General features: G+C 71.6%; 21 protein-coding genes. 8 read left to right on the top strand and 13 right to left on the bottom strand.

Annotation, left to right across the window (positions count from 1 at the left end):
• Positions 1-2: 2 nt before the first annotated feature.
• Positions 3-1907 (bottom strand): methyl-accepting chemotaxis protein, encoded by a 1905-nt coding sequence (locus OV207_RS19265; protein WP_267556610.1) that lies wholly within the window; start codon positions 1905-1907, stop codon positions 3-5.
• Between the two features lie 23 nt (positions 1908-1930).
• A complete protein-coding gene (locus OV207_RS19260) occupies positions 1931-2485 on the bottom strand; it encodes a hypothetical protein (protein ID WP_267556609.1) in 555 nt (184 codons plus the stop codon).
• Positions 2486-2735: 250 nt separating this feature from the next.
• Here OV207_RS19260 and OV207_RS19255 point away from each other — a divergent pair, with 250 nt between their 5' ends.
• Positions 2736-3314 carry a Uma2 family endonuclease gene (locus OV207_RS19255; RefSeq protein WP_267556608.1) on the top strand — a complete coding sequence of 193 codons (579 nt, stop codon included), beginning with the start codon at positions 2736-2738 and terminating at the stop codon, positions 3312-3314.
• A gap of 15 nt (positions 3315-3329) precedes the next feature.
• Here OV207_RS19255 and OV207_RS19250 read toward each other — a convergent pair whose 3' ends face one another.
• Entirely contained in the window at positions 3330-3809 is a 480-nt protein-coding gene (locus tag OV207_RS19250) for an MOSC domain-containing protein (RefSeq protein ID WP_267556607.1), read from the bottom strand.
• A gap of 183 nt (positions 3810-3992) precedes the next feature.
• Between OV207_RS19250 and fumC the strand changes: the two genes are divergently transcribed.
• From fumC to OV207_RS19235, 3 genes are all read left to right on the top strand, one after another.
• Positions 3993-5390 carry a class II fumarate hydratase gene (gene fumC, locus OV207_RS19245; protein WP_193350192.1) on the top strand — a complete coding sequence of 466 codons (1398 nt, stop codon included), beginning with the start codon at positions 3993-3995 and terminating at the stop codon, positions 5388-5390.
• Between the two features lie 149 nt (positions 5391-5539).
• Positions 5540-6139, top strand: a complete 600-nt coding sequence (clpP, locus tag OV207_RS19240; protein WP_267556606.1) for an ATP-dependent Clp endopeptidase proteolytic subunit ClpP — start codon at positions 5540-5542, stop codon at positions 6137-6139.
• A gap of 209 nt (positions 6140-6348) precedes the next feature.
• Complete coding sequence (locus OV207_RS19235) at positions 6349-6666, top strand: hypothetical protein (protein WP_267556605.1); 318 nt, start codon at positions 6349-6351, stop codon at positions 6664-6666.
• A 47-nt stretch (positions 6667-6713) separates the two neighbouring features.
• On the opposite strand, the gene OV207_RS19230 is transcribed toward OV207_RS19235, so the two are convergent.
• The 4 genes from OV207_RS19230 to OV207_RS19215 are packed head-to-tail and all read right to left on the bottom strand — an operon-like array spanning position 6714 to position 11575.
• Positions 6714-7163, bottom strand: a complete 450-nt coding sequence (locus OV207_RS19230) for a DUF3293 domain-containing protein (protein WP_267556604.1) — start codon at positions 7161-7163, stop codon at positions 6714-6716.
• Positions 7164-7213: 50 nt separating this feature from the next.
• Entirely contained in the window at positions 7214-8632 is a 1419-nt protein-coding gene (locus OV207_RS19225) for an MBL fold metallo-hydrolase (protein ID WP_267556603.1), read from the bottom strand.
• A gap of 49 nt (positions 8633-8681) precedes the next feature.
• Complete coding sequence (locus OV207_RS19220; RefSeq protein ID WP_267556602.1) at positions 8682-9197, bottom strand: ester cyclase; 516 nt, start codon at positions 9195-9197, stop codon at positions 8682-8684.
• A complete protein-coding gene (locus OV207_RS19215; RefSeq protein ID WP_267556601.1) occupies positions 9194-11575 on the bottom strand; it encodes an acyl-CoA dehydrogenase in 2382 nt (793 codons plus the stop codon). The genes OV207_RS19220 and OV207_RS19215 overlap by 4 nt, the downstream gene beginning before the upstream one ends.
• A 144-nt stretch (positions 11576-11719) precedes the next feature.
• On the opposite strand from OV207_RS19215, the gene OV207_RS19210 reads away from it, so the two are divergent.
• Positions 11720-12991: a phospholipase D-like domain-containing protein gene (locus OV207_RS19210; protein ID WP_267556600.1), complete on the top strand. Its 1272-nt coding sequence runs from the start codon at positions 11720-11722 to the stop codon at positions 12989-12991.
• Between the two features lie 9 nt (positions 12992-13000).
• On the opposite strand, the gene OV207_RS19205 is transcribed toward OV207_RS19210, so the two are convergent.
• Both OV207_RS19205 and OV207_RS19200 read right to left on the bottom strand, forming a co-directional pair.
• A complete protein-coding gene (locus tag OV207_RS19205; protein WP_267556599.1) occupies positions 13001-13747 on the bottom strand; it encodes an endonuclease III domain-containing protein in 747 nt (248 codons plus the stop codon).
• Between the two features lie 79 nt (positions 13748-13826).
• On the bottom strand, positions 13827-14327 hold the full coding sequence (locus OV207_RS19200) for a GNAT family N-acetyltransferase (protein ID WP_267556598.1): 501 nt from the start codon (positions 14325-14327) through the stop codon (positions 13827-13829).
• A gap of 232 nt (positions 14328-14559) precedes the next feature.
• Here OV207_RS19200 and OV207_RS19195 point away from each other — a divergent pair, with 232 nt between their 5' ends.
• The 3 genes from OV207_RS19195 to OV207_RS19185 all read left to right on the top strand — a co-directional run bounded on the left by OV207_RS19195 (position 14560) and on the right by OV207_RS19185 (position 21638).
• Positions 14560-20208, top strand: a complete 5649-nt coding sequence (locus OV207_RS19195) for a hypothetical protein (RefSeq protein ID WP_267556597.1) — start codon at positions 14560-14562, stop codon at positions 20206-20208.
• 33 nt (positions 20209-20241) lie between these two features.
• The gene (locus OV207_RS19190; protein ID WP_267556596.1) at positions 20242-21150 is read left to right on the top strand and encodes a CHAP domain-containing protein; all 909 of its coding nucleotides are present in this window, start codon (positions 20242-20244) and stop codon (positions 21148-21150) included.
• A 71-nt stretch (positions 21151-21221) separates the two neighbouring features.
• Positions 21222-21638, top strand: a complete 417-nt coding sequence (locus OV207_RS19185; protein WP_267556595.1) for a hypothetical protein — start codon at positions 21222-21224, stop codon at positions 21636-21638.
• 12 nt (positions 21639-21650) lie between these two features.
• On the opposite strand, the gene bla is transcribed toward OV207_RS19185, so the two are convergent.
• The 4 genes from bla to OV207_RS19165 form a co-directional block, all read right to left on the bottom strand.
• Positions 21651-22406 carry a subclass B1 metallo-beta-lactamase gene (gene bla / locus OV207_RS19180; RefSeq protein WP_267556594.1) on the bottom strand — a complete coding sequence of 252 codons (756 nt, stop codon included), beginning with the start codon at positions 22404-22406 and terminating at the stop codon, positions 21651-21653.
• A gap of 147 nt (positions 22407-22553) precedes the next feature.
• Positions 22554-23291 carry a double-CXXCG motif protein gene (locus OV207_RS19175; protein ID WP_267556593.1) on the bottom strand — a complete coding sequence of 246 codons (738 nt, stop codon included), beginning with the start codon at positions 23289-23291 and terminating at the stop codon, positions 22554-22556.
• Entirely contained in the window at positions 23292-23993 is a 702-nt protein-coding gene (locus OV207_RS19170) for a TIGR02269 family lipoprotein (protein WP_267556650.1), read from the bottom strand. It lies immediately after the preceding gene.
• A 26-nt stretch (positions 23994-24019) separates the two neighbouring features.
• Positions 24020-26497 carry a protein kinase domain-containing protein gene (locus tag OV207_RS19165; protein ID WP_420715237.1) on the bottom strand — a complete coding sequence of 826 codons (2478 nt, stop codon included), beginning with the start codon at positions 26495-26497 and terminating at the stop codon, positions 24020-24022.
• Positions 26498-26531: the final 34 nt, after the last annotated feature.

The raw sequence follows: 26531 nt of genomic DNA, 5'->3' as shown, positions 1-26531 counted from the left end.
CGTCAGACGCGCCAGACGCCGGCCACGGACTCCATCCGTTCGGCCACGTCGCGCAGGGTGTGCGTCATCCGCTGGGTGCCCTGCATGGCCTGGACGGTGTCGTCCATCATCCGCGACAGGTCCGTGACGGCGGTGAAGATCTGCGCGATGCCCGCGTTCTGCTGCGTCACGGCCATGGCGATCTGCTGGGCCGCGGAGGCGTTGTCCTGGATGATGCCCGTCAGCGCGCGCAGGCTCTGGCTGCTGGCGTGCACCTGGGCAAGGCCCGCCTCGGAGCGGCGCTGGCCCTCTTCGGAGAGCGCGACGGTGCCGTGGATGCCGCCGCGGATGTCGTCCAGGATGTCGCGCACCCGGCTGGTGGCCTGGATGGACTGGTCCGCGAGGCCGCGGATCTCCCGGGCCACCACGCCAAAGCCCTTGCCGTGCTCCCCGGAGCGCGCCGCTTCGATGGCCGCGTTGAGCGCGAGCATGTTGGACTGGTCCGCCAGGTCCTTCACCGTCTGGGTGATGCCGCCAATCTGATGCGTGCGCACGTTGAGCGCGGCGACGCCCTCCGCGAAGCGCACCCCGTGTTCGCGCAGTTGTTCGAAGCCGTCCAGGCTGGCTTCGAGCGTCGCCTCGCCGGCGCTGCCCACCTCGCGCGCCCGGGTCACCAGGCCCAGCACCGCCTGGGAGCGCTCGGCGGCCAGCTGCGAGGTCTGTTGGATCTCCCGCGCGGTGACCTGCGTCTCCTGGAGCGCGGCCGCCTGCCGGGTGAGGTTGCGCTGTTGCTGTTCGGTGACGCTCGTCAGCTCCGCCACCGTCTGTCCCATCACCCGGGTGCCCTGCTGGAGGCTGGAGGTGGACTCGCGCAGGTGGTCCATCATCCGCGCGAAGGCGGATGCCAGCTCGCCCACCTCGTCCCGGTGGCCGTGGAGCGCCACCTTCTGGGTGAGGTCGCCCTCGCGGACCACGCGGGACACCAGGTCGCTCAGCGTGGTGATGGGGCGCGTCACCCCGCGCGCCAGCGCCCAGGCGGCCAGGGCGGCCAGCAGCAGGAGCGCGGCCACCGCGAGGACGCTGAGCTGGAGGAAGTCGCGCAGGGGCTGGAAGGCCTCCTTCGCGTCCATCGTCGCGACGAAGCGCCAGCGGCTGCCCACCCCGGCGCGGGTGCTGTCGTCCTCCGCCTGCGCCCGCACCGTCTGGTGCGGCGTGGGAACGCCCGGGGCCCGCGAGCTGTAGAGCGGTGCCCCGTTCGGGTCGAGGATCTCCAGCGTGAAGCTGCGCTGGCCCCGCTCCCGTGAGCGCTGGAGCGCGCCCGCGACGACCTGCTCCACCTGGCTCCAGTCATACGCGGCCAGCAGCACGCCCACGCGCGCCCCGGAGATGGGGCTGAGCACGGGCAGGGCCAGGGGCAGCACCGGGCGGCCGAAGGCGGCGTCGTCCCGGGTGAGGGCCGCAGTGAGGAGGTCCGGGTCCAGCCGGTCCTCCAGCGCGGCCTGGAACCAGGGCGTGGCGAGCACCTCGCGCTCACGGCCCGCGAAGGCCTCGCGCAGCGCGGGCCGGCTGACGGAGACCGCGCGGCCGTCCTCGGTGAAGAGCACCAGGCCCGCGAAGCTCGCGTGCCTGTCGTTCAACGTGGCGAGCACCGCGTCGCTCTTCGCGTAGGTGCCGAAGAGGAGCGCGCCGCGCACGATGGCGTCCTCCGTCCACGCGCGGGCGTTCGCCTCCCGCTCCTGCAGCGACGACTCCACGAGCTCGCGCAATCCTTCGGCCTCCACCTGGAGGACGCCCTGGACCTGCTGCTCCACGGTCCTCTGGATGACGTGGACGCCCGCCGCGACGACGGGCGTGAGCGCGGCGATGAGCAGCAGGCAGACCCACAGCGTGAGGCGACCCCTCAGTTTCAAGCCGGACAGCTGGCGCATGGGAGAATCCAGGGGAGAGCGGATCAGAGGTCGAGCAGGGAGAGGCCCACGGTGAGCGCGCCGATGACCCGGGCGCCGTCGCGGACTGGCAGGGAGACCTGGATGACGTAGGCCTGCGAGGATTCATCGAAGAAGGGCGACTCCCGCAGCTCCGGCCCGCCCCGGCCGCCGGCATAGGTGAGGCGCCACTTGTCCTCGTCCCCCTGCCAGTAGTCGGACGTGCGCCGGCTGGCGCAGACCAGCGCGCCCTGGCCGTCCATGGTGAAGGCCTCCGCCATCGCCAGGCCCAGCCGCTTCTGCGCGCGCTGGAGCGCGCCCGCGCACGGAGCGTCCAGCACGGCCTGCTTGAAGGGCGTGAGCGCCGGGGTGGCCATCCACTCCGCGTCGTGACGCTGGACGGTGGCCAGGGGGACGCGGCGTGCGTTCTGGGCGCGGATGGCGCGCACCACCTCCGGGTCCCCGGCCAGCCGCCGCAGCTCCGGCATCACCGCGTCCACCTTCTGGAGTTGCGCGGCCCCATCCGGAGGCAGCCGCCCCCAGGCCGCCATCGCCAAACCCATCCAGAACATGGACGACATGCGTCTTCCCCCGAGACCGTGAAACAGTCTGAGAAAGTGTGTCACGGTTCCGCTTTCACCGTCATGCAGGCAGGCGCTGATTTGTTTTATTCGCGGTAGGCGTGGTTTGGCTGCATGGGGTGTCTGTCTGGATTTGCGGGCGGTTCATGGCGGACGGCGCTGCGCGGGCCCGCCCTCCTGCCCCCGCGTACGGGCCGTCGGGTTGCCCGGTGCTTGAGGATGTCAGGGGTAGGGGGCATCCTCCTCTCCCATGGGCGACGGAAACGGGAGTGGGAAGGGGAGGCCGGCGACGTATGCCGACCTGGAGGACGTGCCGCCGACGAAGGTGGGGGAGATCATCGAAGGGGAGCTGGTCGTCAGTCCCCGGCCGGCGTCCCGCCACACGCGGGCGGCGTCGAAGTTGGGCGGTTGGCTGGATGGCCCGTTCGACGAAGGCCTCGGTGGGCCCGGCGGTTGGCTCATCCTGGATGAGCCGGAGCTGCGCTTCGCGGGTTCAAGCGATGCCCTGGTTCCGGATCTCGCGGGGTGGAGGCGTGAACGGATGCCTCGGATGCCCGACACGCCGGTCTTCTCGCTGGCCCCGGACTGGGTGTGTGAAGTGCTCTCTCCGTCCACCCAGCGGTGGGACCGGGGCCCGAAGATGCGCGTCTATGCGCGGGCGGGTGTGGAGTGGCTGTGGTTCATCGAGCCACTGGAGGAGGGATTGGAGATCCACCGGCTGCGCGAGGGCCAGTGGGGACTGTTCAGCGTGCATCTTGGGAAGGGGATGGTGCATGCCGCGCCCTTCGACGCGGTGCCGCTGGAGCTGGGCAAGCTCTGGAGTCGGTGACGTCCGCGGCGTTGCTCAGGGCAACTTCGGCCGGATGATGCGGGGCGCGTCCGGGTTCACGTCCAGCAGGTGCACGGGGTCGCCTTCGCGCACGGTGCCCGCCTTCAGCACGCGGGCGAGCTGACCCCTCCGGCCCCAGCTCTCCTGGAGCAGCCCGGGGCGCAGCGCGTCCAGCTTCCAGCAGGGCACGCACGGTTCGGTCAGCTCCACCACCACCTCGGTCCCCAGCGTCAGGCGCTGGCCCGGGGGCAGCGTGTCCAGCGCCACGCCCTCCACCAGGACGTTCTCCTTGAGCGCGCCCTCGGGTACGTCCAGCGCGGTCCGCTGGGCCTCGTCCACGAGCAGCAGTTGGCGCTTGTGCCCCACGGCGCGTCGCTGGTGGCGGTCACCCTCGAAGCCGTGCTGCTCCACGGCCCGGGCCTCGGGGACGCGGCGCATGGGGGTGTTGCGCTCCTGGGCCAGGAAGAGGGCGCGGATGGTGCCGGAGGGGCTCACGGCGTGACACTAACGCCCGCGCGCTCCCCGTGTGAGGGGCGGGCGGGGCTGCGCGGGCCTGCCCTTCCCGTCCCCGACCGTTGGAGATGCGGCATCCGTCCTCCATTCAGGCCTGCCGCGAAGGGGTGGGGGTGTTAATCGCCGCGCCTGGACATCGTCGTTCCCTGCTGGGGAGGCCTCACCGTGAGCACCAAGAACGTTCGCATCGAGAAGGACACCTTTGGTCCCATCGAAGTCCCCGCCGACCGGCTCTGGGGCGCGCAGACGCAGCGGAGCCGGCAGAACTTCGCCATCTCCAATGAGCGGATGCCGGTGGCGCTCGTGCACGCGCTGGTGCTCGTCAAGAAGGCCGCCGCGCTCGTGAACCAGGAGAACGGCTCGCTGTCCCAAGAGAAGGCGCAGGCCATCGCGAAGGCCGCGGACGAGGTGCTCGCGGGTCAGCACGACGAGGAGTTCCCCCTGCTGGTGTGGCAGACCGGCAGCGGCACCCAGACGAACATGAACTGCAACGAGGTGCTGGCCAACCGCGCCTCGGAGCTGCTGGGCGGCGAGCGCGGGGAGGCGCGCAAGGTGCACGCCAACGACGACGTCAACAAGGGCCAGAGCTCCAACGACGTGTTCCCCACCGCGATGAGCGTGGCCGCCGTGGAGGCCGTGGTGAAGCACGTGCTGCCGGAGCTTGAGGCCCTGCGCGACGTGCTGGCCCAGAAGTCCCAGGCGTTCCAGTCCATCGTGAAGATTGGCCGCACGCACCTCCAGGACGCGACGCCGCTCACGCTGGGCCAGGAGTTCAGCGGCTACGTGGCGCAGCTGGAGCGCGCGAAGGGCCACATCGACGCGTCCCTGCCGCACCTGCTGGAGCTGGCGCTGGGCGGCACCGCCGTGGGCACCGGCCTCAACGCGCCCCCGGGCTACGCCGAGCGCGTGGCCGCGGAGATTGCAAAGCTCACCGGCCACGGCTTCGTCACCGCGCCCAACAAGTTCGAGGCGCTGGCGGCCAATGACGCGCTGGTGCAGGCGCACGGCGCGCTCAAGGGGCTGGCGGCGGTGCTGTTCAAGGTGGCCAACGACGTCCGGTGGCTGTCGTCCGGGCCGCGCTCCGGCATCGGGGAGATCAACATCCCGGAGAACGAGCCGGGCAGCTCCATCATGCCGGGCAAGGTGAACCCCACGCAGAGCGAGGCGCTCACCATGCTGTGCGCCCAGGTGATGGGCAACGACGTGGCCATCTGCCTGGGCGGCGCGTCCGGCAACTTCGAGCTCAACGTCTTCAAGCCGCTCATCATCCAGAACTTCCTGCAGAGCTGCCGGCTCCTGGCGGACGGCATGCGCAGCTTCCGGCTGAACTGCGCGGTGGGCATCGAGCCGAACCTCCCCCGCCTCCAGGAGAACCTCCAGCGCAGCCTGATGCTGGTGACGGCCCTCAACCCGCACATCGGCTACGACAACGCGGCGAAGATCGCCAAGACGGCGCACAAGCAGGGCAAGACGCTCAAGGAGGTCGCCGTGGAGCTGGGGCTCGTCACCGCCGAGCAGTTCGACCAGTGGGTCCGCCCGGAGAAGATGACCGGGAACCTGTAGGCCCCATGGCACCCCGGGCCGGGGGGGGCATGCCCCGCCCTCCGGTCCCACCCGGGGCGCCCGTCCCACCCGCCCAAGCGTGGGACAGCGCACGCTCCGGCAAGAAGGGGGGAGCGCGCGGGAGCGGGGACGATTAGGGTACGGGGGCCATGAACGTCCCCTTCGTCATTGAGACCACGCACCGCGGCGAGCGGGCGTACGACCTCTACAGCCGTCTGCTCAAGGACCGCATCATCCTCCTGGGCACGCCCATCAACGACGATGTGGCCAACCTCATCGTCGCCCAGCTGCTGTTCCTGGAGTCCGAGGACCCGGACAAGGGCATCAACCTCTACATCAACTCCCCCGGCGGCTCCGTCACCGCGGCGCTCGCGATGTACGACACGATGCAGTACGTCAAATGCCCCGTGTCCACCATCTGCGTGGGCCAGGCGGCCTCCGCGGGCGCGCTGCTGCTGCTGGCCGGCTCCAAGGGCAAGCGCTACGCCCTGCCCAACAGCCGCATCATGATCCACCAGCCGCTGGGCGGCGCGCAGGGTCAGGCCACGGACATCGAAATCCAGGCCAAGGAGATCCTCCGCCTGCGCACGTACCTCAATGGCCTGTTCGTGAAGCACACGGGCCACACCATCGAGCGCATCGAGAAGGACACCGAGCGCGACTACTTCATGAGCGCCGAGGAGGCCCGGCAGTACGGCCTCATCGACGAGGTCGTGGAGCGCGCGGGCATCCCGACGCCCGCCAAGTAGTCCTGCCTCCCAGGCGGCCGGGGAGCCTCCCCCGCGCCGTCGCTCCGGCCGGGCATGCGTCAGCCGGAGATTCGCAACTGTCCCACAGTGCCGCTTGACGTCGCCGTGTCCACTGTCTGGATATGGCGCCCCGCTCACTGATAGCCGCTCTCCTGCCTGCCCTGCTGGCGGGTGCTGGTTGTGCCACCGGCCCCACGGGGCGTCCGCCCGTGCCGCCCGCGTCCGCGTCCGTGCAGGCGGAGCTGGGTGAGCGCAACGTCATCGACGCGGGCGCGGAGTACGCCCGGCAGAACGGCATCCTCCTGGCGCAGGGCGGCGAGGCGGTGCGCGTGCGCCCCAACTACTGGCGGATCCGCTTCGCGCTCCCGGCGGAGGGGTCCGGCAAGCTGCTGGAGCTGGACTTCGATGAGCTGGCGCAGCGCGTGACGGGGTCACGCCGCCTGGACATCACGCCCACCTTCGCGCCCACCTCCAGCACCTTCCGACCCAGCGACGCGAGCCCCGCGACGGGCGGCTCGGGTCGCTGAAGACGGCTGGGACTGCGGCAGCGTCATGAAGACCACACCGAGCCTCATCAAGGGCTTGGACACCCCAGACACCCCACCAGCTCCGCGACACCGCCCACGCGGCCCCAGAGCACCGCCTTCTGGAGGAACAGCGCGCCCGTGCGCCGGGCCTCGTCGCGGGACATGCCGGGGACGAAGAGGCTCTCCTCGAACCAGCGCCGGTCGTCCGCCACGCCCACGGCGGGCACGTACGGATGGCCGCCGTTTTCGAGCAGGCCGCGCAAGGTGCGCTGGAGGCGCTCGTTGGTCCGAGGCGGATGCGCCCGCGCGTGCGGATTCCACGCGGTGAGGAAGGCCCACGAAGCATGCCCGTGCGCGCTGAGCGCGGCGTCGAGCAACGGGTGCGGGGCACCCACGCGCAGCACATGCTTCAGGTCTCCGACGCGAGGGTGCGCGCGAACGACGTAGGCCGTGGCCTGGAAGGCCCTGCGCAGCGCTTCTGGCAGTTCGTCACACATCGCGCGTTCGGTGGGTTCGTGCGCCGTGGGTGGCGAGTCGGGCTCGCGTCCTACGGAGTCGCCCCCTGGGGACTCGCGACCTGGGGAGGCGCGGCCTGCTGCGGCGTCGGGTTCGGGGCGGGGGTGGCGCCCTGGGGCGCCGTGGTCGGCGGGGTCGCGGCCCGCGTCGGGCTGGGGGCTGGCGGCGTCACGACGAGCGGCAGGGCGGGGTGTCCTTCCCGGAGCGCGGGGGGAATCTGGCTGGCCACGATGGGGGCCTGCTCCGCGGTCTGCCACGGCACGTCGGGCCACCAGCGCTCCGTGGGGGGCGCCTGCACGAGGAAGTCCTGCCCGAGCCGGGGCGAGGTGATGCTCACGCCGTCATGCTTCGCGGCCACCTGCGAGCGCTCCATGGGCTCCGTCCAGGAGTGGTTCGCCAGCGTGACGAGCCCCCAGTGCACGGGCATCATCAACCGGCCGCGCACCAGCCGGTGCGCGAGCACGGCCTGCTCCGGCCCCAGGTGCCAGTCCGGCCAGCCGGCGCCGTACTGCCCCGCTTCAATCATCGTCAGGTCGAAGGGCCCCAGCTTCGCGCCAATCTCCTCCATCGCGGGGAACAGGCCGGTGTCACCGGAGTAGTAGACGCGGTGTCGGGCCCCAACGAGCGCCCAGCCCGCCCACAGCGACTTGTCCTGCTGGAGGAAGCGGCCCGACGCATGCCGCGCGGGCGTGCACACGATGTCCAGTCCCTTCACGCGCGTGCGCTCCCACCAGTCCAGCTCCACGATGCGCGTCGCGGGCACGCCCCAGTACTCCAGGTGCGCGCCCACCCCCAGCGGCACCACGAAGGTCGTGTTCCAGTCCTTCATCGCGGTGATGGTCGCGAAGTCCAGGTGGTCGTAGTGGTCGTGGGAGATGACCACCGCGTCGATGGGCGGCAGGTCGCCGAGCGCGATGGGCGCGGGGAACCAGCGCTTGGGGCCAATCCACTCCAGCGGCGAGGTGCGCTCGCCCCACACGGGGTCCGTGAGCACGCGGTGCCCATCCACCTCCACCAGCGTGCTCGAGTGCCCCAGCCAGGTGACGCGCAGCCCGTCCGGAGGCGGCGTGGCGAAGCGCTTTGGATCGATGGGGGGCACCGTCAGCGGCGTCTGGGGGCTGCTGTCGGGGCTCGAATGGAACATGCTCGACAGGGTGCGCTCCCAGTTGTTGAGGATGGGCTGCGCGTTGACGAAGCTCCCGTCCTGCCACTGCGGCGAGCGCTCCATCCGCTCGCGCCGGGCGCCGTCCGCGCCCTGGCCGAACGCCTTCCACCCATCAATCACCACGACGAGCAGGAAGGCGCCCAGCAGCACGAGCCCCCAGCCGAACACCCGCAGCAGCTTGCTTCCCCAGGAGGAGCCCTGGGGGCCGTGGGGCGGAAAGGCCGTGCGGAAGGCGCTCTGACGGGCCTTGTCGGCGGCCCGGATGGGCCCGGCGTTCATCTTCATTCCCGGACCCTGATGGGTCCGGTGCATGGGTGTCAATGGGAAGACGCCGTCACGGCGCGGGCGGCACGACCTTGTAGCCCCGCTGGAGCAGGGGCGAGAGCCGGTCGGTGAGGTCCCACGACTCCACGAAGCGGCCGTCGCGCAGCCTGTACAGCGAGTCTCCCTGGAGCGTCACCGTGCGGGGCTTGCCGTCATCCGCGACGGGACCCTGGGTGTCGGTGCCGACCGCGCGCCAGCGCACCATGACCCAGTCGTCCTCGGCCAGGACGTGGAGCAGCTCGAAGCGCAGGTCCGGGAAGAGCGCGAAGCCGGCCTCCGCCTGGGTGCGCACCACCTCCGGGCCCCGGAGCGCTTCGGGCGCGCCCTCCGAGCGGTCCACGTAGTCCGCCGCGACGTACTCCGGGATGCGCTCCAGGCGCTTCTGGTTGTAGACCTCCTCGGTGAACAGGCGCGCGCGCTCCTTGTTGGCCGCGACCGCCCGCTGGGCCCGCTCCGCCGGGGACACCGTCGCGCAACCGGTCATCCCCGCGAGCCCCAGCACCGCCCACCACGCACGCGGTCTCATGGCCCTCCCGCCACGTCGTCGAAGCGTTCACCGCCGGGCGCGAGCCGCCCCAGCCCGATGGGCGCCGCGAGGCACGAGTCGGGGATCCCGAACGCGTCCACCAGCCCCACGGCGTCCGGCCGCAGCTCCGCGCACAGCTGCACGCGCTCCTTGCGGATGGCCTTCGCCTTGGGCCCCTCCAGCCAGCCGTGCTCCAGGAACCAGCCGCTGGCGGACTCCAGGCAGGACAGGCCGAACAGGTCCGCCAGCCGTCCCAGCACCGGCTTGAGCGCTTCGTCCTTCACCGCCGCCACGCCCAGCAGGAACTGCTCCAGCACGATGCGCTCCACGCTCGCGTGCGCCAGGGCCAGCAGGTGCACCTGCACCTGGTTGAAGGCCTCGAACGCCTCCACGCCCGCCGTCAGGCGCTTGCGGATGCGCCGGGACACCGACGCGAGCATCTCCTCCTCGCGGAAGCGCAGCGCGCGCAGGTGGAAGTCGCTGTCGCGCAGGTGGTCGCTGTCGGTGCGCCGGCCCGCGATGGGGTTCCTGTCCGTCACCACCGTGGCCGCCCGGTCCACGATGAGCTTGAGCACCGCGAAGACGCGGTCGTCCTCGAAGCGCTGGCGGTAGCCCGTGAGCAGGCCCTTGGCGACCAGTTGCATGAGGACGGTGTTGTCGCCCTCGAAGGTGGTGAACACGTCCGTGTCCGCCTTGATGGACGGCAGCCGGTTGGCGGTGAGGTAGCCCTGGCCGCCGCACGCCTCGCGCGCCTCCTGCACGGTGGCGGTGGCGTTCCACGACGCGTAGGCCTTGAGGCCCGCCGCCAGCGCCTCCACCTCGCGCGCGTCGTCCTCCGTGCGGTGGACGTAGCGGTCCACCAGGTGCTCCAGCGCGAAGTCCAGCGCGTACGCCTTGGCGACCAGCGGCAGCAGGCGCAATTGGTGCGACTGGTGGTCCAGCAGGCGCACCTCGCGCGAGCCGGTGGGGCCGAACTGGCGGCGCAGGTCGCCGTAGCGCACGGCGATGGTCAGCGCGCTCTTGGCCGCGCTCAGGGACGCGCACGCCACGCTCACCCGGCCCGCCACCAGCGCGCCCAGCATGGTGAAGAAGCGCTTGGAGTCGCCGGTGATGGAGCTGGTGTACTCGCCGTCCTCCGTCACCTGGCCGTAGCGGTCGAGCAGGTTCTCGCGCGGCACGCGCACGCCCTTGAACCACAGCCGCCCGTTGTCCACGCCGTTGAGGCCCATCTTCTCGCCGCAGTCCTCGATGCGGATGCCCTTGAGGACCTTGCCGTGCATGTCGCGCAGCGGGACGAGCAGCGCGTGCACGCCCAGCTGCTCTCCGTCCACCTCCAGCTGCGCGAACACGGTGGCCATGCGCGCGTGCCGGGCCGCGTTGCCAATCCACTCCTTGCGCGCGGTCTCCGACGGCGTGTCGATGACGAACTCGCGCGTGTCCGCGTCGTAGCGGGCCACCGTCTCGCAGTCGCGCACGTTGGAGCCGTGGCCCAGCTCGCTCATCGCGAAGCAGCCGGGCAGCTCCAGGGACGCCACCTGGGGCAGGTACTGCTGGTGGTGCCGCTTCGTGCCCAGGAACAGGATGCTGGAGCCGAACAGGCCGAAGTGTACGCCCGCCTTGATGACGAGGCTCAGGTCGAAGAAGGCCATCGTCTCGAAGGCGGCGATGAACGCGCCCAGGTCCGCGCCGCCCTCGCGCCCCTTGGGGAAGGCGAGCTGCCCCAGCCCGTCGTTGGCCAGGTGCTTGAGCCAGTCGAAGACCTGGTCGCGGTAGGCGGTGGTGTCCAGCCCTTCCTTGTAGCGGAAGTCCGCGTCCTCCAGCCAGCCGCGCACCTGCTTGCGCACGTCGCGGTAGGTGCGCTCCAGCACGTCCGTCATCGCCGCGGGGTTGAAGGACGCGGTGTGCGAGCGCGCCTCGGCGTGGGGCGTGCGCGAGGGATGCGGCAGCAGGGAGCGCACCGCCTCCTTGCCGTCCACGCCCAGCGTGGCCTCCATCGCGGCCAGGGCCTTGGCCAGCTCCGCCACGGGAACGTCCAGCGGCGCCTCGCCCGCGAGCACCTGGGCCAGCTGCATGCCCAGCTCCGCGAGGTTCTGCTGGTTGCTGGTGGCCAGCCGTTCGGCGGTGACGCGGATGTGCTCGCGCACCAGGGCCAGCTCACGGGGGGAGGGCGGACGCAGCGGATCCACCCAGACGGCCAGGACGGTGCTGGCCTTGAGGTCCAGCCAGGGCTGGGCGCGGGCGGCGGTGCCCAGGGCGCGCAGCTCCTCGGCCGTCATCTCACCGTCCGTCCAGGCGACGTAGAGCATGGGGATGAGGGGGGCGAGCCCCGCCTGTGACAGCAGCTCCCGGGCGGAGGGACGCGAAGTGGCATCGAGCATGAAATCTCTCCAGGCGAGGGAACGGGCCCAGTCTCGCCATGGTGGAAGGTGGCGGCAATGACGGAATGGGGTCCTGTTCACCTTGCGGCCGAGGAAACAGTCGGTGGGCTGCCCCAGGGGGGTGACCGTTCCTAGTTTGCAGCCATGAGCGAGCTCCAGGACGTGGAACTGCTGCCCCAGCCGGGGGCCCATGGCTTCGATGGGGACGGTACGAACCGCAAGCACGAGATGCAGGGGCCATTCGAGCTGCCGCCCGGCCCGGAGGGGTTCTCGTTCGCGCTGTATCAGTCCACGGGCGTGGGGCTGTCGCCCGGACACCGGATGCACCTGCTGGAGAACAGCCAGGTCTTCGACCGGATGTTGGAGGACATCCGCGCCGCGAAGCACAGCGTGCACATGCTCGTCTACATCTGGCGGCCGTGTGAGCTGTCGGACCGCTTCGTCGAAGCGCTGACGGAGCGCTCGCGCGCGGGCGTGCAGTGCCGCGTGGTGGTGGATCCGGTGGGCAGCGAGGAGACCACGGGGGACAAGGACTTCGACCAGAAGGTGGAGCGGCGGCTCACCGAGGCGGGCGTGGAGGTGCACTACTACCGGCTGCTCGCGGGCAAGGTGCTGGGGCGGCTGCTGGGGCGTTCACACCAGAAGATCGTCGTGGTGGACGGGCGCATCGCGTACACGGGCGGCTTCGGCATCTGGAAGGTGTGGGAGGGGGAAGGGCTGAAGGAGGACAACTGGCGCGACACGCACATCCGCGTGGAGGGCCCGGAGGTCCGGCGCATCCAGGTCACCTTCGCCAAGCACTGGCAGGAGTCCGGGGGCGGGCTGCTGCCGCGCGAGGCGTTCCCGGAGCTGGAGGTGGACGGCGGCGGGTGCGCGGCGTTCATCGACAGCTCGGGGCGGCTGGGCATCACGGAGGCGGAGCGGATGGTGCGGCTGGTGGTGGCCGCGGCGACGAAGCGGTTGTGGATCGCCAACGCGTACTTCACGCCGCCCAACGACATCCTGGAGCAGCTGGAGGTGAAGGTCCGGCAGGGCGTGGACGTGCGCGTGCTGGGGCCAGGACCGCACCACGACGTGCCGGTGGTGCGCGCGTCACAGCGCTCCACCTACGAGCGGCTGCTGGCCGCGGGCGTGCGCATCTGGGAGTACCAGCCGGCGATGCTGCACTCGAAGACGATGCTCGTGGACGACTGGCTGTGCGTGGTGGGCTCCACGAACCTGGACGCGCTGTCGCTCAACAAGTTGAGCGAAGGGTCGCTGGTGTTCGAAGACAGGGAGATCGCCGCGAAGATGGAGGCGTGCTGGGAGAAGGACGTCCGGCACTCGAAGGAGATCACGCTGGAGAACGGCGGCCGGACGAACCCGTGGCGGAGGTTCGCGCGGCGGGCCACGCAGTTCGCGGGGCATGACCGGTAGGGGCGCGCGCTACCGGTGGGAGGTGACGCCCTCCTGCCGGCAGTAGGGGAGCACGGGGCACGTGGAGCACTTCGGGCGGGAGCCGGTGCACACGTGCTTGCCGAAGGGGACGAGGAGCCGGTTGAGCTCCACCCAGTAGGGGCGCGGGAGGATGGCTTCGAGCGCCGCGAGCGTGCGCTCCGGCGTGGACGCCTTCACGTAGCCCCAGCGGTTGGTGACGCGGTGGACGTGGATGTCCACGCTGATGACCTCGTGGCCACAGGCGATGCCCAGGGCCAGGTGCGCGCACTTGGGGCCCACGCCCTTGAAGGACTGGAGGACGGCCGGGTCGGCGGGGAGCTGGCCGTGGAACTCGTCACGCGTGCGCACGGCGATGGCGTGGACCTGGTGCGCCTTGGCTTCGTGGAAGGTGACGGGCTGGATGAGCGCGTCGATGGCCTGGGGCGTGAGGTGGGCCAGGGCGTCCGGGGTGGCTGCGCGGCTCAAGAGGCGCAGGGACGCGGGCAGGCTGACTTCATCGAGCGTGCGGATGGAGAGGATGCACGCGATGAGCTGCTCGAAGAGGGAGCCGTGTCCCTTGGCGGCGAGTTCGAACATCGCGGCGTCCGCGAAGGAGCGCACCTCGTGGCGGACGCGGCGCAGGACCTCTTCGATGTCGAACGGGAGCTTGTCTGTCTGGACCGGGGAGGCGTGCGCGGTGCGTGGGCTCTGGGCACGGGGCGCGCGTCGGGGTGGGGTCGTGGGTTTGTCCGCCATGCGGAGCCTCCTGACCTGACAAGTTGGGTCTGGTGGAGGCTACTCGCCGTGGGTTCCTGCTCGGCTGGTGTGGAGGCGGTCAGGCATCCTTGGTGAGGTCCAGCGCGTACCAGCGGTCACAGCCGAAGTGCCCGGTGCGGCCCATGGGGGCGCAGAGGGTTTCGAAGCCGAGCCGCTGGTAGAGCTTCTGGGCCTGCGCCATGCCGGCCAGCGTCTCCAGGTAACACTGGCGATAGCCGGCGCCGCGCGCGAACTCCAGACAGTGTCTCAGCAGGCGCTCGCCCACGCCGTGGCCCCGGGCGTGCGGCAGGAAGTACATCTTGCGCAGTTCGCAGACGTCCGGCGCGCCCCCGTCCAGCGGCGCGATGCCTCCACCTCCCACCACCCGACCTTCTTGTTCGACGACGAAATAGGCGTGTCGGGGCCGGGTGTAGGCCGCGCTCATCGCGTCCACTTCGGGGTCGTGGATGGCGAAGCCCGGGCCGTCCGCTCCGAACTCCGGCATCACCGCGCGGATGACCGCCGCCACCGCCGCGTCATCCCGGGCCTCGATGGGCCGCAACGTCAGGTCCGTGCTCATGACCTCCACGGTCCCATGAGTCGTTCCCGGCGGCCAGCGTCGGGTGTGCACGTGTGCAGCGGTCTGCACAGGTGCCAAGCGCCCACCGCACCCCGGTGGATTTCAATCCCGCGTCCTTCCAGGGCATTCTGCGTGGCACGTCCGTTGTAGAGGGGGAAGTTCCATGTACTGCCCTGCCTGCCGTCAAGAACGCCTGGGAAGCGCTTGCCAGTGCGTTCTGTGCGGCACCCAGATGTCCACCCGGGTCCGGTCCGCCATCGAGGCCGAGCTCGCGCACGTCCACTTCCTCCTGGACGAACTTTCCCGTTGGGACGCCTCCGACGTGCCGCCCCACGTGCGCCGCCTGCTCACCGAGCGCTACGAGCGACAGGCCCGCGTCCTGCTCGCCGTCCTCACCGAGACGCCCGCCGAGTCCCTGACGTCCGCGCCCGACGTGGAGGCGGCCCGGAACGACGCCGCGTCCCCGACGATGGGGGAGGGGGCCCTCGCCGTCGGTCCCGTGTCGTTCAGCACGCAGGCAGGCCTGGACGCGGAGCCCGCGAAGGCCTTCGTTGCTTCCGAAGCACCCGGCGCGCACGTCGCCACGGAGAACGTCTCCGCCGTCGCTTCCGAGCCGCACATCGCGCACGGCATCGCCGTGGAACCCAACGTCGTCGCTGACCCTGCCTCCGTCGCCCACGCCCTCACCGACACGTCCGTCTCCGCCGAACACACTGACAAGGCCGCCTCGGAAGCCACCCTCACGAACGCGGCGACGACGCCCGAAGCCACGCTCTCCGCGTTTGATGTCTGCGCGTCGCTGGGCGTCGCCACCCCGTCTTCCGGCCTCCCTCACGGTCCGATCTCAGACCTGAACACCGCCCGTCCGCCCGTCGGCGCCAGCGCGCGGCCCCAGAGCGCGAACCACGCGGGGGCCTCCCTCCCGCTGCCGCCGAACCCGGGCGAGCCGTTCATCGATCCGCCCGCGCCGCGCAGCCGCACCGCGCGCATCGTTGAAGAGACGTCGGCGTGGAGCCGCGTATGGCGGCCGTTCCTCTACGAGAGCATCGCGTGGTTCATTGGTGCGTTCCTCATCCTCTCCGGCACGCTCTACTTCGTCTTCGAGTCCTGGGCCGGGATGACGTCCGTCACCCGCTCGCTCACCGTCTTCGTGATGACCGTGGGCTACTCCGTCGGCTTCTCCGTGTGGGGCGGCTTCCTCGCCCGTCGCGAATCGCTGCGCCGGCCGGGCCACATCCTCGGCCTCATCGGATCCGCCGTGGCCCCGCTCGGCGGCGTCGCGCTGGGGCCCATGGGGTTCGGTGAGTCCCTCCAACTGGACGGCGTGCACCCCGCGCTGCTCGTGCCGCTGCTCTTCGTCTGGGCGGGCGTCGCCGCGTTCCTCGCTCGCAAACCCGCCGAGTCCTTCGACGCTCCCTCGCGCCCGTTCGTCCAGGTGGGCCTCGTGGGCGCCACGCTCATCATGGGGCTCGCGCCCCTGGCCGCGCGCATCGGCGCTCCGGCGGTGTGGCTCAACGCGCTGCCCTGCATCCTCTTCTTCCTGCTGTCGCGCAAGGACGTCACCCCACAGCGCAAGGGCGATGCGCTCGCGTTCGCGCTCACCGCGCCGCTGTACCTCACGGCGCTGTTCGCCATCCGGTTGCACCTGGCCCTGGCCTCCGCGGGCGCGCCCGTTCCCGCTGGCACCTACGCCCCCTTCGTCGCCTTCCTGCTCGCCACCTGCCTGCGCTTCCGCAAGCTCGAAGCCGAGCGCTCCGCGGATCCGCTGGCGGTCGGCACCGTGGCGCTCCAGGTGGCCTGCCTCGCGGCCGCCATCAGCGGCACCCAGCCGGCCCTCTTCCTCACGGCCGCCATCTTCACCGGCACGCTGGTGTCGCTGTCCCGTGGCACCGTGGCCCGCCTCAAGTGGCTCTACCCGGCGTACTTCGGCGCCTATCTCTCCTACGCGTCCAGCGTGCAGCTCATCCCGAACGCGGCCAGGCTCCTGCTCAACGCCCTCAAGGCGCGCCTGGGCTACCCGCCCTCGGAGGTGCTGCCCTTCCAGTACGGCGCGCTGACCGCGATTCCCTTCGTGCTCGCGGGGCTGGTGCTCGCGTTCCTCGTCCAGCGTCGCGGCGAGCGCACCGGCGACGCGCGCGACCTGGGCCTCGCGGACGTGTTGCTGCGCGCCACCACCTGGGCCGCGCCCGCGTTCGCGCTCTACGGACACCTGGGCACCGACGCGCGCCCGGCCTTCTTCGCCACGCTGTCCCTGGGCGCGCTGTCCCTGGGCGCGGGCCTGCTGTTCAAGCGCTTCCCGCTGTCCGCCGTGGGCTCGGTGCTCTTCGCCACGCTGCCGTTCTCCGGCGTCATCGCCTTCGGCGCGGGGCCCGCGACCGTCGTGGCCGGCGCGCTCGCGCTGGGGCTCGCGCTCCTCGTGTGGCGCCTGGAGGACGCGCGCACGCAGCGCTTCCTGGGCACGGTGGTCGGGGTCCTCGCGACGTGCGGATTCGCCATCGGGGTGGGGGCCTCTCCCGTCACCGCGCCCCTCCTGGGCATGGCGCTGGGCAGCGCGGGCGTGCTGCTGGCCGCGTTCCGGCTGCGCAACGCGAGCTACCTGGCCTATGGCGCCTTCCTCGCGGCGGCCCTGCTGCCGAAGCTCGCCTCCGTCCATTCGACGCAGGCGGTGCTCGCGACGATGGCGGGCGGCTCGCTGGTGCTCGCGCTCCTGGGCGAACGCGGCGGCCTGCTCAAGCGGCTGGGCGTGCCGGCCTTCCTGTACGCGGGCAGCGCCGTGCTCTGGGGGCTCTTGAGCCAGCAGCCCTTCCTGGGGCCCGTGCTGCTCACCGCCGCCGCGACGGTGGCGGTGGCTTCGCGCACGTTCCCGGACGCGCGGCCGTTCGCCGTGGTGCTCGTGGGGCTGGCGCTGCTGCCGGACCTGCCGGGCCTCTATTCGGCGTGGGGTCTGCCGCCCGCCGTGTCGCTGGTGCTGCTCATCGCGGCCTCGCTCCTGGGCTCGGTGGTGGCCGCGCGCAAGGGCCGCAGCGCGAGCACCGTCACTGCGGGGCTCCTCGCGCTCTTCCTGCCGCTGGTGCCGGCGGAGCTGGCGGGGCCGGGTCAGCAGACCCTGTTCCTCCTGGGCGCGGCGCTGGCCTCGCTCTTCACCCTGCGCATGCTGCCCCCCGCCGTGGGCCTGCTGATGGCCACCATCCAGGCGGGCGTCGCGCTGTACACCGCCGGTCCGCTGGCCCTGCTGGGGCTGGCCGCGTTCCTCAGCGTCCTGGCCCTGCTGGACGACGTGCCCGCCGTGCGGCGTGTCGCCACGGGCGGCGAGTCCTTCTCCCTCGTCTCCACGCTGGCCGCGATGGTGGTGCTGGTCGCTTCCACGGTGTGCTGGGATGGCCATGCGCTGGCCCGGCTGCCGCACGCCACGCTCCTCGCGCTCGCGGGGCCCGCGCTGCTCCCGCTGCTGTGGACGCGCACGCTGCGCCAGTCCTTCGCCGCGGCGCTCATGGTGCCCTTCGGCCTGGTGTCCATCGCGGCCGTGGCGCACCCGCCCGCGTGGGTCGCGCTGTTGCCGCTCTATCCGCTGCTGCTGGTGCGCGCCGTGGAGCACGTGCCGGCCGTGGCCTCGTGGCTGCTGCGCTCGCGTGACGAAGCCCCGCGTCAGTCGCTGTCGAAGGCGATGCAGGTGGCGCTGGCCGGCCTGGGCGCGCTGTCGCTGTTGCTGCCGGACGTGGGCCAGCGCACGGCGCTCGTCTCCGCGCTCGCGCTGGTGCTGCTGCCGGGCGCCCGGCCGTCCCTGCGCGTGGGCGTCGCCTCCGGACTCCTGCTGTTCATCCCCGAGGCGCGGCCCTTCGCCACCGTCCTCCTGCTGGCCCTGGCCCTGGCGGCGCACCACGTGCCGGACGCGCTGGCGGCCTTCTTCCGGGGCCCGCGGGATGAGGCGCTGCGGCCCACCGCCGTGGGCGGGGCCCTGGGCCTGACGCTGATGGCCGTCCTCTCCGCGCCCACGCCCGGAGCGCTGGCGGCGTTCGGCGGGGTGCTGCTGGCGGCGGCCTTCCTGTTGTCCCAGCGGTGGCTCCTCACCGCGGCGGTGGGCGTGTTCGCGCTCGCGCCGCTCGGTCAGACGGAGCTCCTCGCCGTGGGCGAGTGGCGCCCGGAGGCGGGCCTGCTCGTCGCGGGCGTGGCCCTGGTGGCCGCGGTGCTGTCCGCCCTGTGCCAGTCCGGCGCCGTGCAGCGCGCGCTGTCGAACGCCGCCGCGCGCCTGTCGCCAGGCATTGAGGGCACGTGGAGCGAGCCCTTGTGGGTGGGCGGCGCCGGCACCGTCGCGCTGCTGGTGGGCCTGCGGCTGGTTGACGCGGGCCCGGGCGCGCTGCCCCTGCCGGTGGCGCTGGTGGCGGGGCTCGCGGCGCTGGCGCTGATGGTGACGCGCGAGCGCCTGATGATGAACGGCGCCACGGCGCTGCTGGGCGCGGTGCTGCTCGCCGCGGTGCCTCTGCTGTGGGCGCCCGCGGTGCTGGCCGGCGTGGGGCTGGTGCTGACGCTGGTGGGCTTCTGGCTGGACGCGCGGGGCGTGGCGGTGGGCGCGGCGCTGCATCACGGTGGCGCGGTGCTGGCGCTCCTGTCACTGGGCGCCCTGCGGGACCCCAGGCACCCGGGGATGCCGCTGTGCGTGCTCTTCGGGCTGGTCACCGCGTGGACGGTGGTGGCGCGCAGCCGCGAGCGCGAGTGGCTGGGTTGGGCGGCCTCCCTCTTCGCCGTGCATGCGTTCATCGTGCACTTCGGCGCGGTGTACTCCACCGGCCGGGGCGCGGAGTTCATCTTCCCGTACTTCGGCGCGGCGACCGCGCTGCTCGCCACGCTGGTGCTGTCGGTGGCGGGCGCGAAGGTGCGCGGCCGCATGGGCCGGGCCTTCGCGGGCCTGGCGCTCGCGGAGGTGCTGCTGGGCGTGCTGACGGTGCGCGGCCCGGACGGTGCGTCGCGCGAAGCGTGGGTGGCGTGCGGCGGGCTGGTCATCCTGCTCTTCGCCCTGGTGCGCCGGGCAGCGAAGGACGAGGACGAAGCCGCCGCGTGGATGGCGCAGGCGCTGGTGGCGACGGGCTACCTCTGCGTGCGGATGCTGGGCATGAACGCGAGCCTCGGCACGGCGGACAGCCTGGCCTCGCTCGTCGGGGGCGCGGTCTTCACCGGCCTGTACCTGTTCGTGCGGCGCGAGGGCGCGGGCCTCAAGGCCTTCCGCCGCCCGGCCGTCGCGGGCGCGTGGATGTTCCCGCTGGCGGGGCTGCTGTCGCTGCCGTGGGGACAGCCCTTCGTGGCGGTGGCGCTGCTCGTGGGCTACGCGGCGCACTTCGCGGCGCTCGCCGCGTGCTCGAAGGACAAGGGCCCCGCGTCGCTGATGTCCGTCGCGGCCTTCAACCTGGCGCTGTTCTTCGTGTGGCTGGGCACCGGCACCGGCGAGCCGCAGTACTACGCCATCCCCGCGGGCCTGTCCGTGCTGCTCCTGCTGCGCGTGTTCCGGGGCGCGCTGTCGCAGGACGCCTACGCGCAGATGCGCGCCGTGGCGGTGACGTGCATCTACGTGGCGGGGGCCTGGAAGCCGCTCATGTTCAACGACGGCGAGGCGATGCTCCTGTGCGTCGTGCTCTGCCTGGTGGGCGTGGGCGCGGGCGTCGCGCTGCGGATCCGCTCCTACGTGTACCTGGGCTCGGCGTTCCTCGTGACGGCCGTGGCCGCCAACCTGGTGCGCTTCGGCATGCGCGACCACCGCGTGGGCGCCGCGTTCCTGTCGCTGCTGGGCCTGCTGGTGGTGGGTTTCATGGTGGTGCTCAGCGCCCACCGCGCCACCCTGCTCCAGAGGTACGCCCGGGTGCGCGAGCTGCTCGCGACCTGGGAGGGGTGATCGCAGTTTGACGTACAACGATTCCGGGGTTGAATGCGCCCGCGTTCACCCCCGGAGGACTTGTTGCTGCTGCGTCGTTCGTCGCTCGTCGTCCTGATGTCGCTGGGCTGTCTGGTGGGTTGCGCGCACGTCCCGGACGTCGCCTCCCACGGTGCGTTGGAGCGGCCTGCCGCCGGGCCCTCGAAGGCTTCCTGGGTGTCGCCCGGGGTCGTGGCGGTGGGCGCCGGGGGCGCACTGGGTGTGAAGGCGGAGGCGCCCCCTCCGCTGGAGTTCGTGACGCCGGAGGGCCGTGACGCGCTGGCGGCGTTGATGGCGGCGGACCCCCGCGAACTGCCGGAGGAGGCAGGCGTCATCGCGGCGGCGCTGGAGGCCGCGGCGCTCTTCACGGGGCCCGCGCTCTGGGACGAGCTGTTGCCGCCGCCGTCGAAGCAGGCCCGGGGCATCGTGGCCCGCGCGGCGCAGCTCGTGGGCGCGCGGCGGTTGGACCGCTCCGTGCCCAATGACTGCTCGGGGCTGGTGCGGCTTGCGTACCTGCAGGCGGGCATCGACCTGGTGGCGCACGGCTTCCTCGCGGGGGAGAACGCCGTCACGGGCATCTTCCGGCGCGCGCAGGCGGCGGGCGCGGTGCACCGGTTGAACCCGAGGCCGGGGGACCTGGCGTTCTTCAAGGAGACGTACGACCGCAACCGCGATGGCAAGCGCAACGACGGGATGACGCACATCGCGGTCGTCGAGCGCGTGGACGCGGACGGCACCGTGACGTTCATCCACCGCGGTGGCAAGGGCGTGTCGCGCAGCCGCATGAACCTGGCGTTCCCCACGGTGCACCGGCAGGCGAAGGGTGCGCTGCTCAACGACTTCATCCGACCGAAGAGCAAGGGGCTGCGCGCGTACCTCGCGGGTGAGCTGTTCGTCGCGTTCGCCTCGCCTGGAGGTTTGTAGTCTCACCGCAGTTGCCCGGACATACGGTGGGCCTGTTTGAATCAGAGCGCGGGTGTGGCGTCATCTCGCGCATGAGATTGGCCCTGCTGCTGGGAACCCTGCTGCTCTCCTCGGGTTGTGTCGTCGCGAGCTCCCGTCCTTCGCGTCCCCCTCCGAGGCCGGGACCGCCGCCGCGTCCGGTGGCGATGAACTACGACGAGGCGGTGCGCCGGGGGTTCGAGCAGTGCCGCTCGCGCGGCTACCGGTGCGAGTTGAAGGAGGCGCACCTCACCGGCAACAACGTGTGGAAGGTGAAGCTGCGCGCGTACACGCACAGGGCGAAGGGGCACCTGCACCTGGACTACGACGCGTACACGCGCAACCTGCTCAAGGTGAACGATAAGGTGAAGGGCAAGGGCGGCGGTCGCGACGACGACTGGGATGACGACGACGACCACCGGGGGCATGGCCGTGGCAAGAAGAAGGGCCACGCGCACCGGGACGACTGAGGTTCGGGCGTTTCAGCGCGAGGCCGCGGGTGGGGCTTCGCGCAGCAGGGCCCCGGTGTGCTCGAGCAGCTCCAGTCCTCCGGGGGCGTGGTGGCCGGGCACGATGACGCGCGTGTCCGGGTAGTGCGCGCGAGCGCGCTCAAGGCTCGCGGGCCAGGCAGCGGTGTCCGCGTCCTCCAGGTTGCCCAGGTCCTTCGCCGCCGCGTCCTTGATGAAGCAGCCTCCGTAGAGGATGCCCGAGGCCGGGTGGTAGACGATGAGGTTGTCGGGAGCGTGGCCGGCGCCGGGGAAGAACACCGACAGCGGCCCGAAGTCCTGCGCATCCGACAGGCGCTGGTGGGGGACGGGGTTGCCCTGCGCGGTGGCACGGCGGGCGGTGTCCTCGCGCGCGTGGACGGCGATGCCCTGCGCGTCGAGGGTGGGGATGCCCCCGGTCCGGTCCATGTGGAAGTGCGTCACCAGCGCGGCGCGCACCGGGTGGCGCAGTGAGTCCCGGGCCCAGGTGAGCAGGGTCTCGGCGTGGCGCGGATTCCAACCGGTGTCGACGAGGATGGAGGTGTCGCCATCCTCCACGAGGAGGCCATTCGCGGGCGTGAAGCCCCACTCCTTGCCGGCGTTCGTCACGTGCATCCACACGCCGGGCGCGATGCGGCGGATGCGCACGTCCTCCGCGAGCACGACTTCGTCCGTGGAAGTGGGGGAAACGGAGGGCGTGGTGGCGCAGGCGGCGAGGAGGAGCAGCAGGGCGCAGGGGCGGAGTGAGGTCATGGGGCTCGGGGAGGACATGGGGTGGACGGGCGCGCGGATGCAAGGCGCGTGCGAATGGATCCACCGCCACTTGGGCTGAAGACCCGGGGGAAGGTGAGGGCGCCGGGACACGTCCGCGTGGCCCGTGGGCCACGCGGGGCTCCCGCTTCAAGCGGGCAGGTGATTGCTTCCCGGAACCGCCTTCACTTCAACGATTCCGACATCACCTGGTCCCAACGCACGGATTGCCTCCACGAACCGTTCGGAGGCGATGATCAGCGTCACGGCATCCTCCAACCGGAAGATGTCCAGTTCGACGGGCAGGGAGTCCGCATCCAGCCAGCGCTTGGAGGGCATCCGGAATCCCTGCCGCCCGCACGTCGTGCACGGTGGCGGCCTTCCCACGGGAAGACAGGCTTCGTGCAGGCGCCCGATGGGGAGCAACTGAAGCTCGTGGAGGCGCTCCGAGCCTTGCACCGGGAACGACAGGTCCGCCTGCACCGGTACGAGTCCTCGAATCGAACTGGCACGCAAGGAGGCCAGGACATCCTCGCGCAGGAAGATCTCCCAGGAGGGAAAGACGGTGACGGGGCCGAACCGTCCCTTCGCCGTGCCGCGCAGGGGACCGAAGGTGCAGCCAGGCTGGAGCAGCGCACCTGGAGGTAGCAGGGGGCGGACCTGCTCCGCGAGCCGCGCGTATTCCGCGTAGGGCTCCAGGCGCGGTTGCGTGAAGGACCGCTGCTCCGGGAGGAGGGAGAGGTCCACGGCGGGGTAGGACAGCACGCCGCTCCATTCCGCATGACAGGTCGGGCAGAGCACTCCGGGCAGGCCCCACTGCCGCTGCACGCGAAACTCTCCGGTCCAGGGAGTGGTGTCCGTGGGCTCTCGAAGCTCGAAGTAGCGCATTCAGTCCCTGGGAACCGGTGTGAGGTCGAACCGCTGCCAATACGTCATGGTGTAGCCCGCGAGGGCGAACCTCTGGATGAGCGCGCCCGCGTGCTCGAAGTGCTCGTGCTTCTCGGCTTCACCGAGGGTGTGCTCGATGAAGGCACGCCATTCGGCGTTCCAGGGACCTCCATTCTTCCCCCGGTGGATGCGGGCGTGGACCTCCGCGTCGATGGCGATCACGTAGTCGTGCACGTTGATCCCCTTGCGCGCGAAGTAGCCCTGCAAGGCCTGGGGAAAGATGTGATGCCGCTCCTTCGGCCTCCGCTCCCATTCATCGAAAGCCTGCTGCCTCTGGACTTCACTGGGCAGCTTCTCTCGGGGGTGCCAGCGGAACACCATGACGGGCAGCGCAGCGCCGGGCAGTCGCTGCGCGCTCCCCCACGTTCGCTGGGCACTGCTGCCTGGCGCGATGAACACGGGAGGTGGGGTGCCCGCGAATGTGCGGGTGATCCGCCCGACTGACTGTTCCTCACCGCGATACAGGGCACAGCCTGTTTCAGAGCAGACCCACGAGAGGACGCGGTCTCCTCCTCCGCCATGGCAGCCATGAGCGTCCTCGGCGGAGTCCTCCCAGGCGCTCACGGGCGAGACAGGTGGGCGGGGCTCTGATGCCGCGCAGCCCAGCCACCATCCACACAGGAGGAGAGACACCCAGCGCATGTGATCCTCGGAGGCGCGGGCCCGTGCTACGGCGCCGCCTGCGTCTTCTTCTTCAGCTCTTCGAGCGCCCTGCTGAACGCCTGCGGATTGCACGGACGCGTCCCGGCGGCAGGCTTCTCACGGGCGGCTTCCGCCACGCGCGTGAGCGTGGGCAGCGCGGAGGGATCGCCCAGGGTCGCGAGTTTGGACGCCGCCTTCGTGCGCACGCCGCAGTCCGTGGAGTCGAGCGACGCGGTGTAGAGCCGCACCAGGTCCAGGCCTGTCGTGTCCTGCACCGACTCCAGGTAGCGCAACCCGCCCCACTGCTTCATCGACGGCGCTCCGCGCGCCAGGGCCTCGAAGTGCGAGCGCACCGTGGCCTTGGGCAGCGTCTCCAGCACCTTGCGCACGGAGCGGTCCTGCTCCCCGTTGCCAAAGTCCTCCGCCAGCCCGTCCAGGAGCCCCATCTCCAGGCCCGCCCGGCCTTCCTTGTCCAGGCCCAGCAGCAGGACGTGCTCCTCGTCGTGCGCCCCCTGCGCGTGCTTCGCCGCCGCGCGCAGCCGCGTCGTGGGGGCGCCCTTCGGTACGCCCGGGCCACTCAACACCTGGAGCGCCTCCACCGGCTGCCCGTCCTTCAGCAAGCCGCGCGCCCGCACCAGCGGATCACTCGCATGCACCCACCACGCGATCCCCGCTCCCACCAGCACCAGCGCCGCCACCCCTCCGCCCAGCACGCGCGGGCGCTGGCGCAGCATCGCCACCCCCTCGCGCACCTTCGTGCCCAGGCCGCTCAGCGCTTCCAGCGGTGAGCGCTTCGGGCCGGCGTCCTTGCCGCCCAGCCCCTCCGCGAACGGGAGACCCTCCGCCGCGCGGGTGAGCCGGTAGAGCTGGATCTTCTCCTGGCGGCCGGGCAGGGGAATGGTGCCGCACGGGTCCGCGGCCGCTTCGGCGCGGTTGCGCACCATGTTCACGGCTTCGGTGAAGGTCACCTCTCCCGCGGAGGCCACGTGCTCCACCGCCTTCACGACCTCCATCGGCTCGCCGAGCACCGCGTCGTTCGTCACCAGCACTTCGCCCGCGTGCAGGCACACGCGCACGTGGAGCTGCTGCTCCGGCGGCACCGTCTGGTTGTGACGCCAGAGCGCCTGCTGCATCGCCATGCCGCAGCGGATGGACGCGGAGGGCGCCCGGAACACCGCGAGCAACGCGTCGCCGCGCTTCTGCACCAGCTTCCCGTCGTACTCGCGCACGAGCGGCAACAGGAGCCGGTCATGCGTGTCCAGCATCCGCGCATTCTCCTCGTGCGTCTGCCGGCTCATGCGCTCGGTGAAGCCCTGGATGTCGGTGAGCATCACCGTCACGTTCTGCGCCTTCACCACCGCCGCGCCGCCCGTCGTCGCTCCCAGTCCGCCCGTCCGGGCCGCCGTCCCGAACGCCGCCGTGCCCGAGCGAGGCACCGCCGGGGGCGCCGTCACCGCCGGGGACGCCACCGCCGCCTCCGTCACCCCGAACGCCGAAGTGCCGGACCCGGGCCCCGCCGGCTCCGCGCTCACGCCGAAGGCCGACGTGCCGGAAGGCTCGCTCCTCACGCCCGCCACGCCGAAGGCCGACGTCCCCTGGGCAGGCGTCATCCCCGCGTGGACGATGGGCGTGCCCTGGCTCGGCGTGAACGCCATCAGCGCCGCATGGGCCACGCCCAGCGCGTCCGCCAGCTCATGCGCGGTCTGGAGCCGCCTCGCAGGGTCCTTGTCCAGCAGCCGCATCACCAGCGCCAGCAGGCCCACGTAGCGCGACAGCTGCGGCGCCGCGCGGTCCAGGGGCAGCGGCGCGGCCGAGGCGTGCTGCGACAGGAAGTGACGCGGCGACGGCCCGTCGAACGGCAGCCGTCCGGACAGCACGCGGTAGGCCAGCACGCCGAAGGAGTACAGGTCGGCGCGCGTGTCCACCTTCGCGCCCACGGCCTGCTCCGGGGACAGGTACTCCGGCGTGCCCAGCACCACGCCTATCTGGCTGAGCGCGCTGTTGGCATCCGGCTCCACCAGCCGCGCGATGCCGAAGTCCAGCAGGCGCGCTTGTTCGCCGCGCACGCCGGGCGAGATGAAGACGTTCTCCGGCTTCAGGTCGCGGTGGATGATCCCCTTGTCGTGGATGGCCGCCAGCCCTTCCGCCAGCTGCTGGAGCAGCCCCAGCGCCCGGGGCGCCAGCAGCGGGCCCTGCTGGAGCGCGTCGTGCAGGCTCTGGCCCTCCACGAACTCCATCACCAGGCAGGCGGCGTCCCCGGACTGACCGAAGTCCACGATGCGCACCACCGACGGGTGCTCCACGGCGGACAGCAGGCGGGCTTCGCGCTTGAAGCGCTCGGCCATGCCGGGCTGGGCGTGCAGGTCGTGGTGCAGGACCTTGATGGCGACCTTGCGGCCCAGGGACACCTGCTCGCCCAGGTACACCTCACCCATGCCCCCGGAACCCAGGGGTCCGAGGACCCGGAAACGACCATCGAGGACCAGGGCGTCGGGGACCAGCACGGCGCGGCATCTTGCACGGCTTCCCCCTGGAGCG

The organism is Corallococcus sp. BB11-1 (assembly GCF_026626625.1).
In the GTDB taxonomy this organism is placed as follows: domain Bacteria; phylum Myxococcota; class Myxococcia; order Myxococcales; family Myxococcaceae; genus Corallococcus; species Corallococcus soli.
This window is presented reverse-complemented; position numbering and strand designations above follow the sequence as displayed.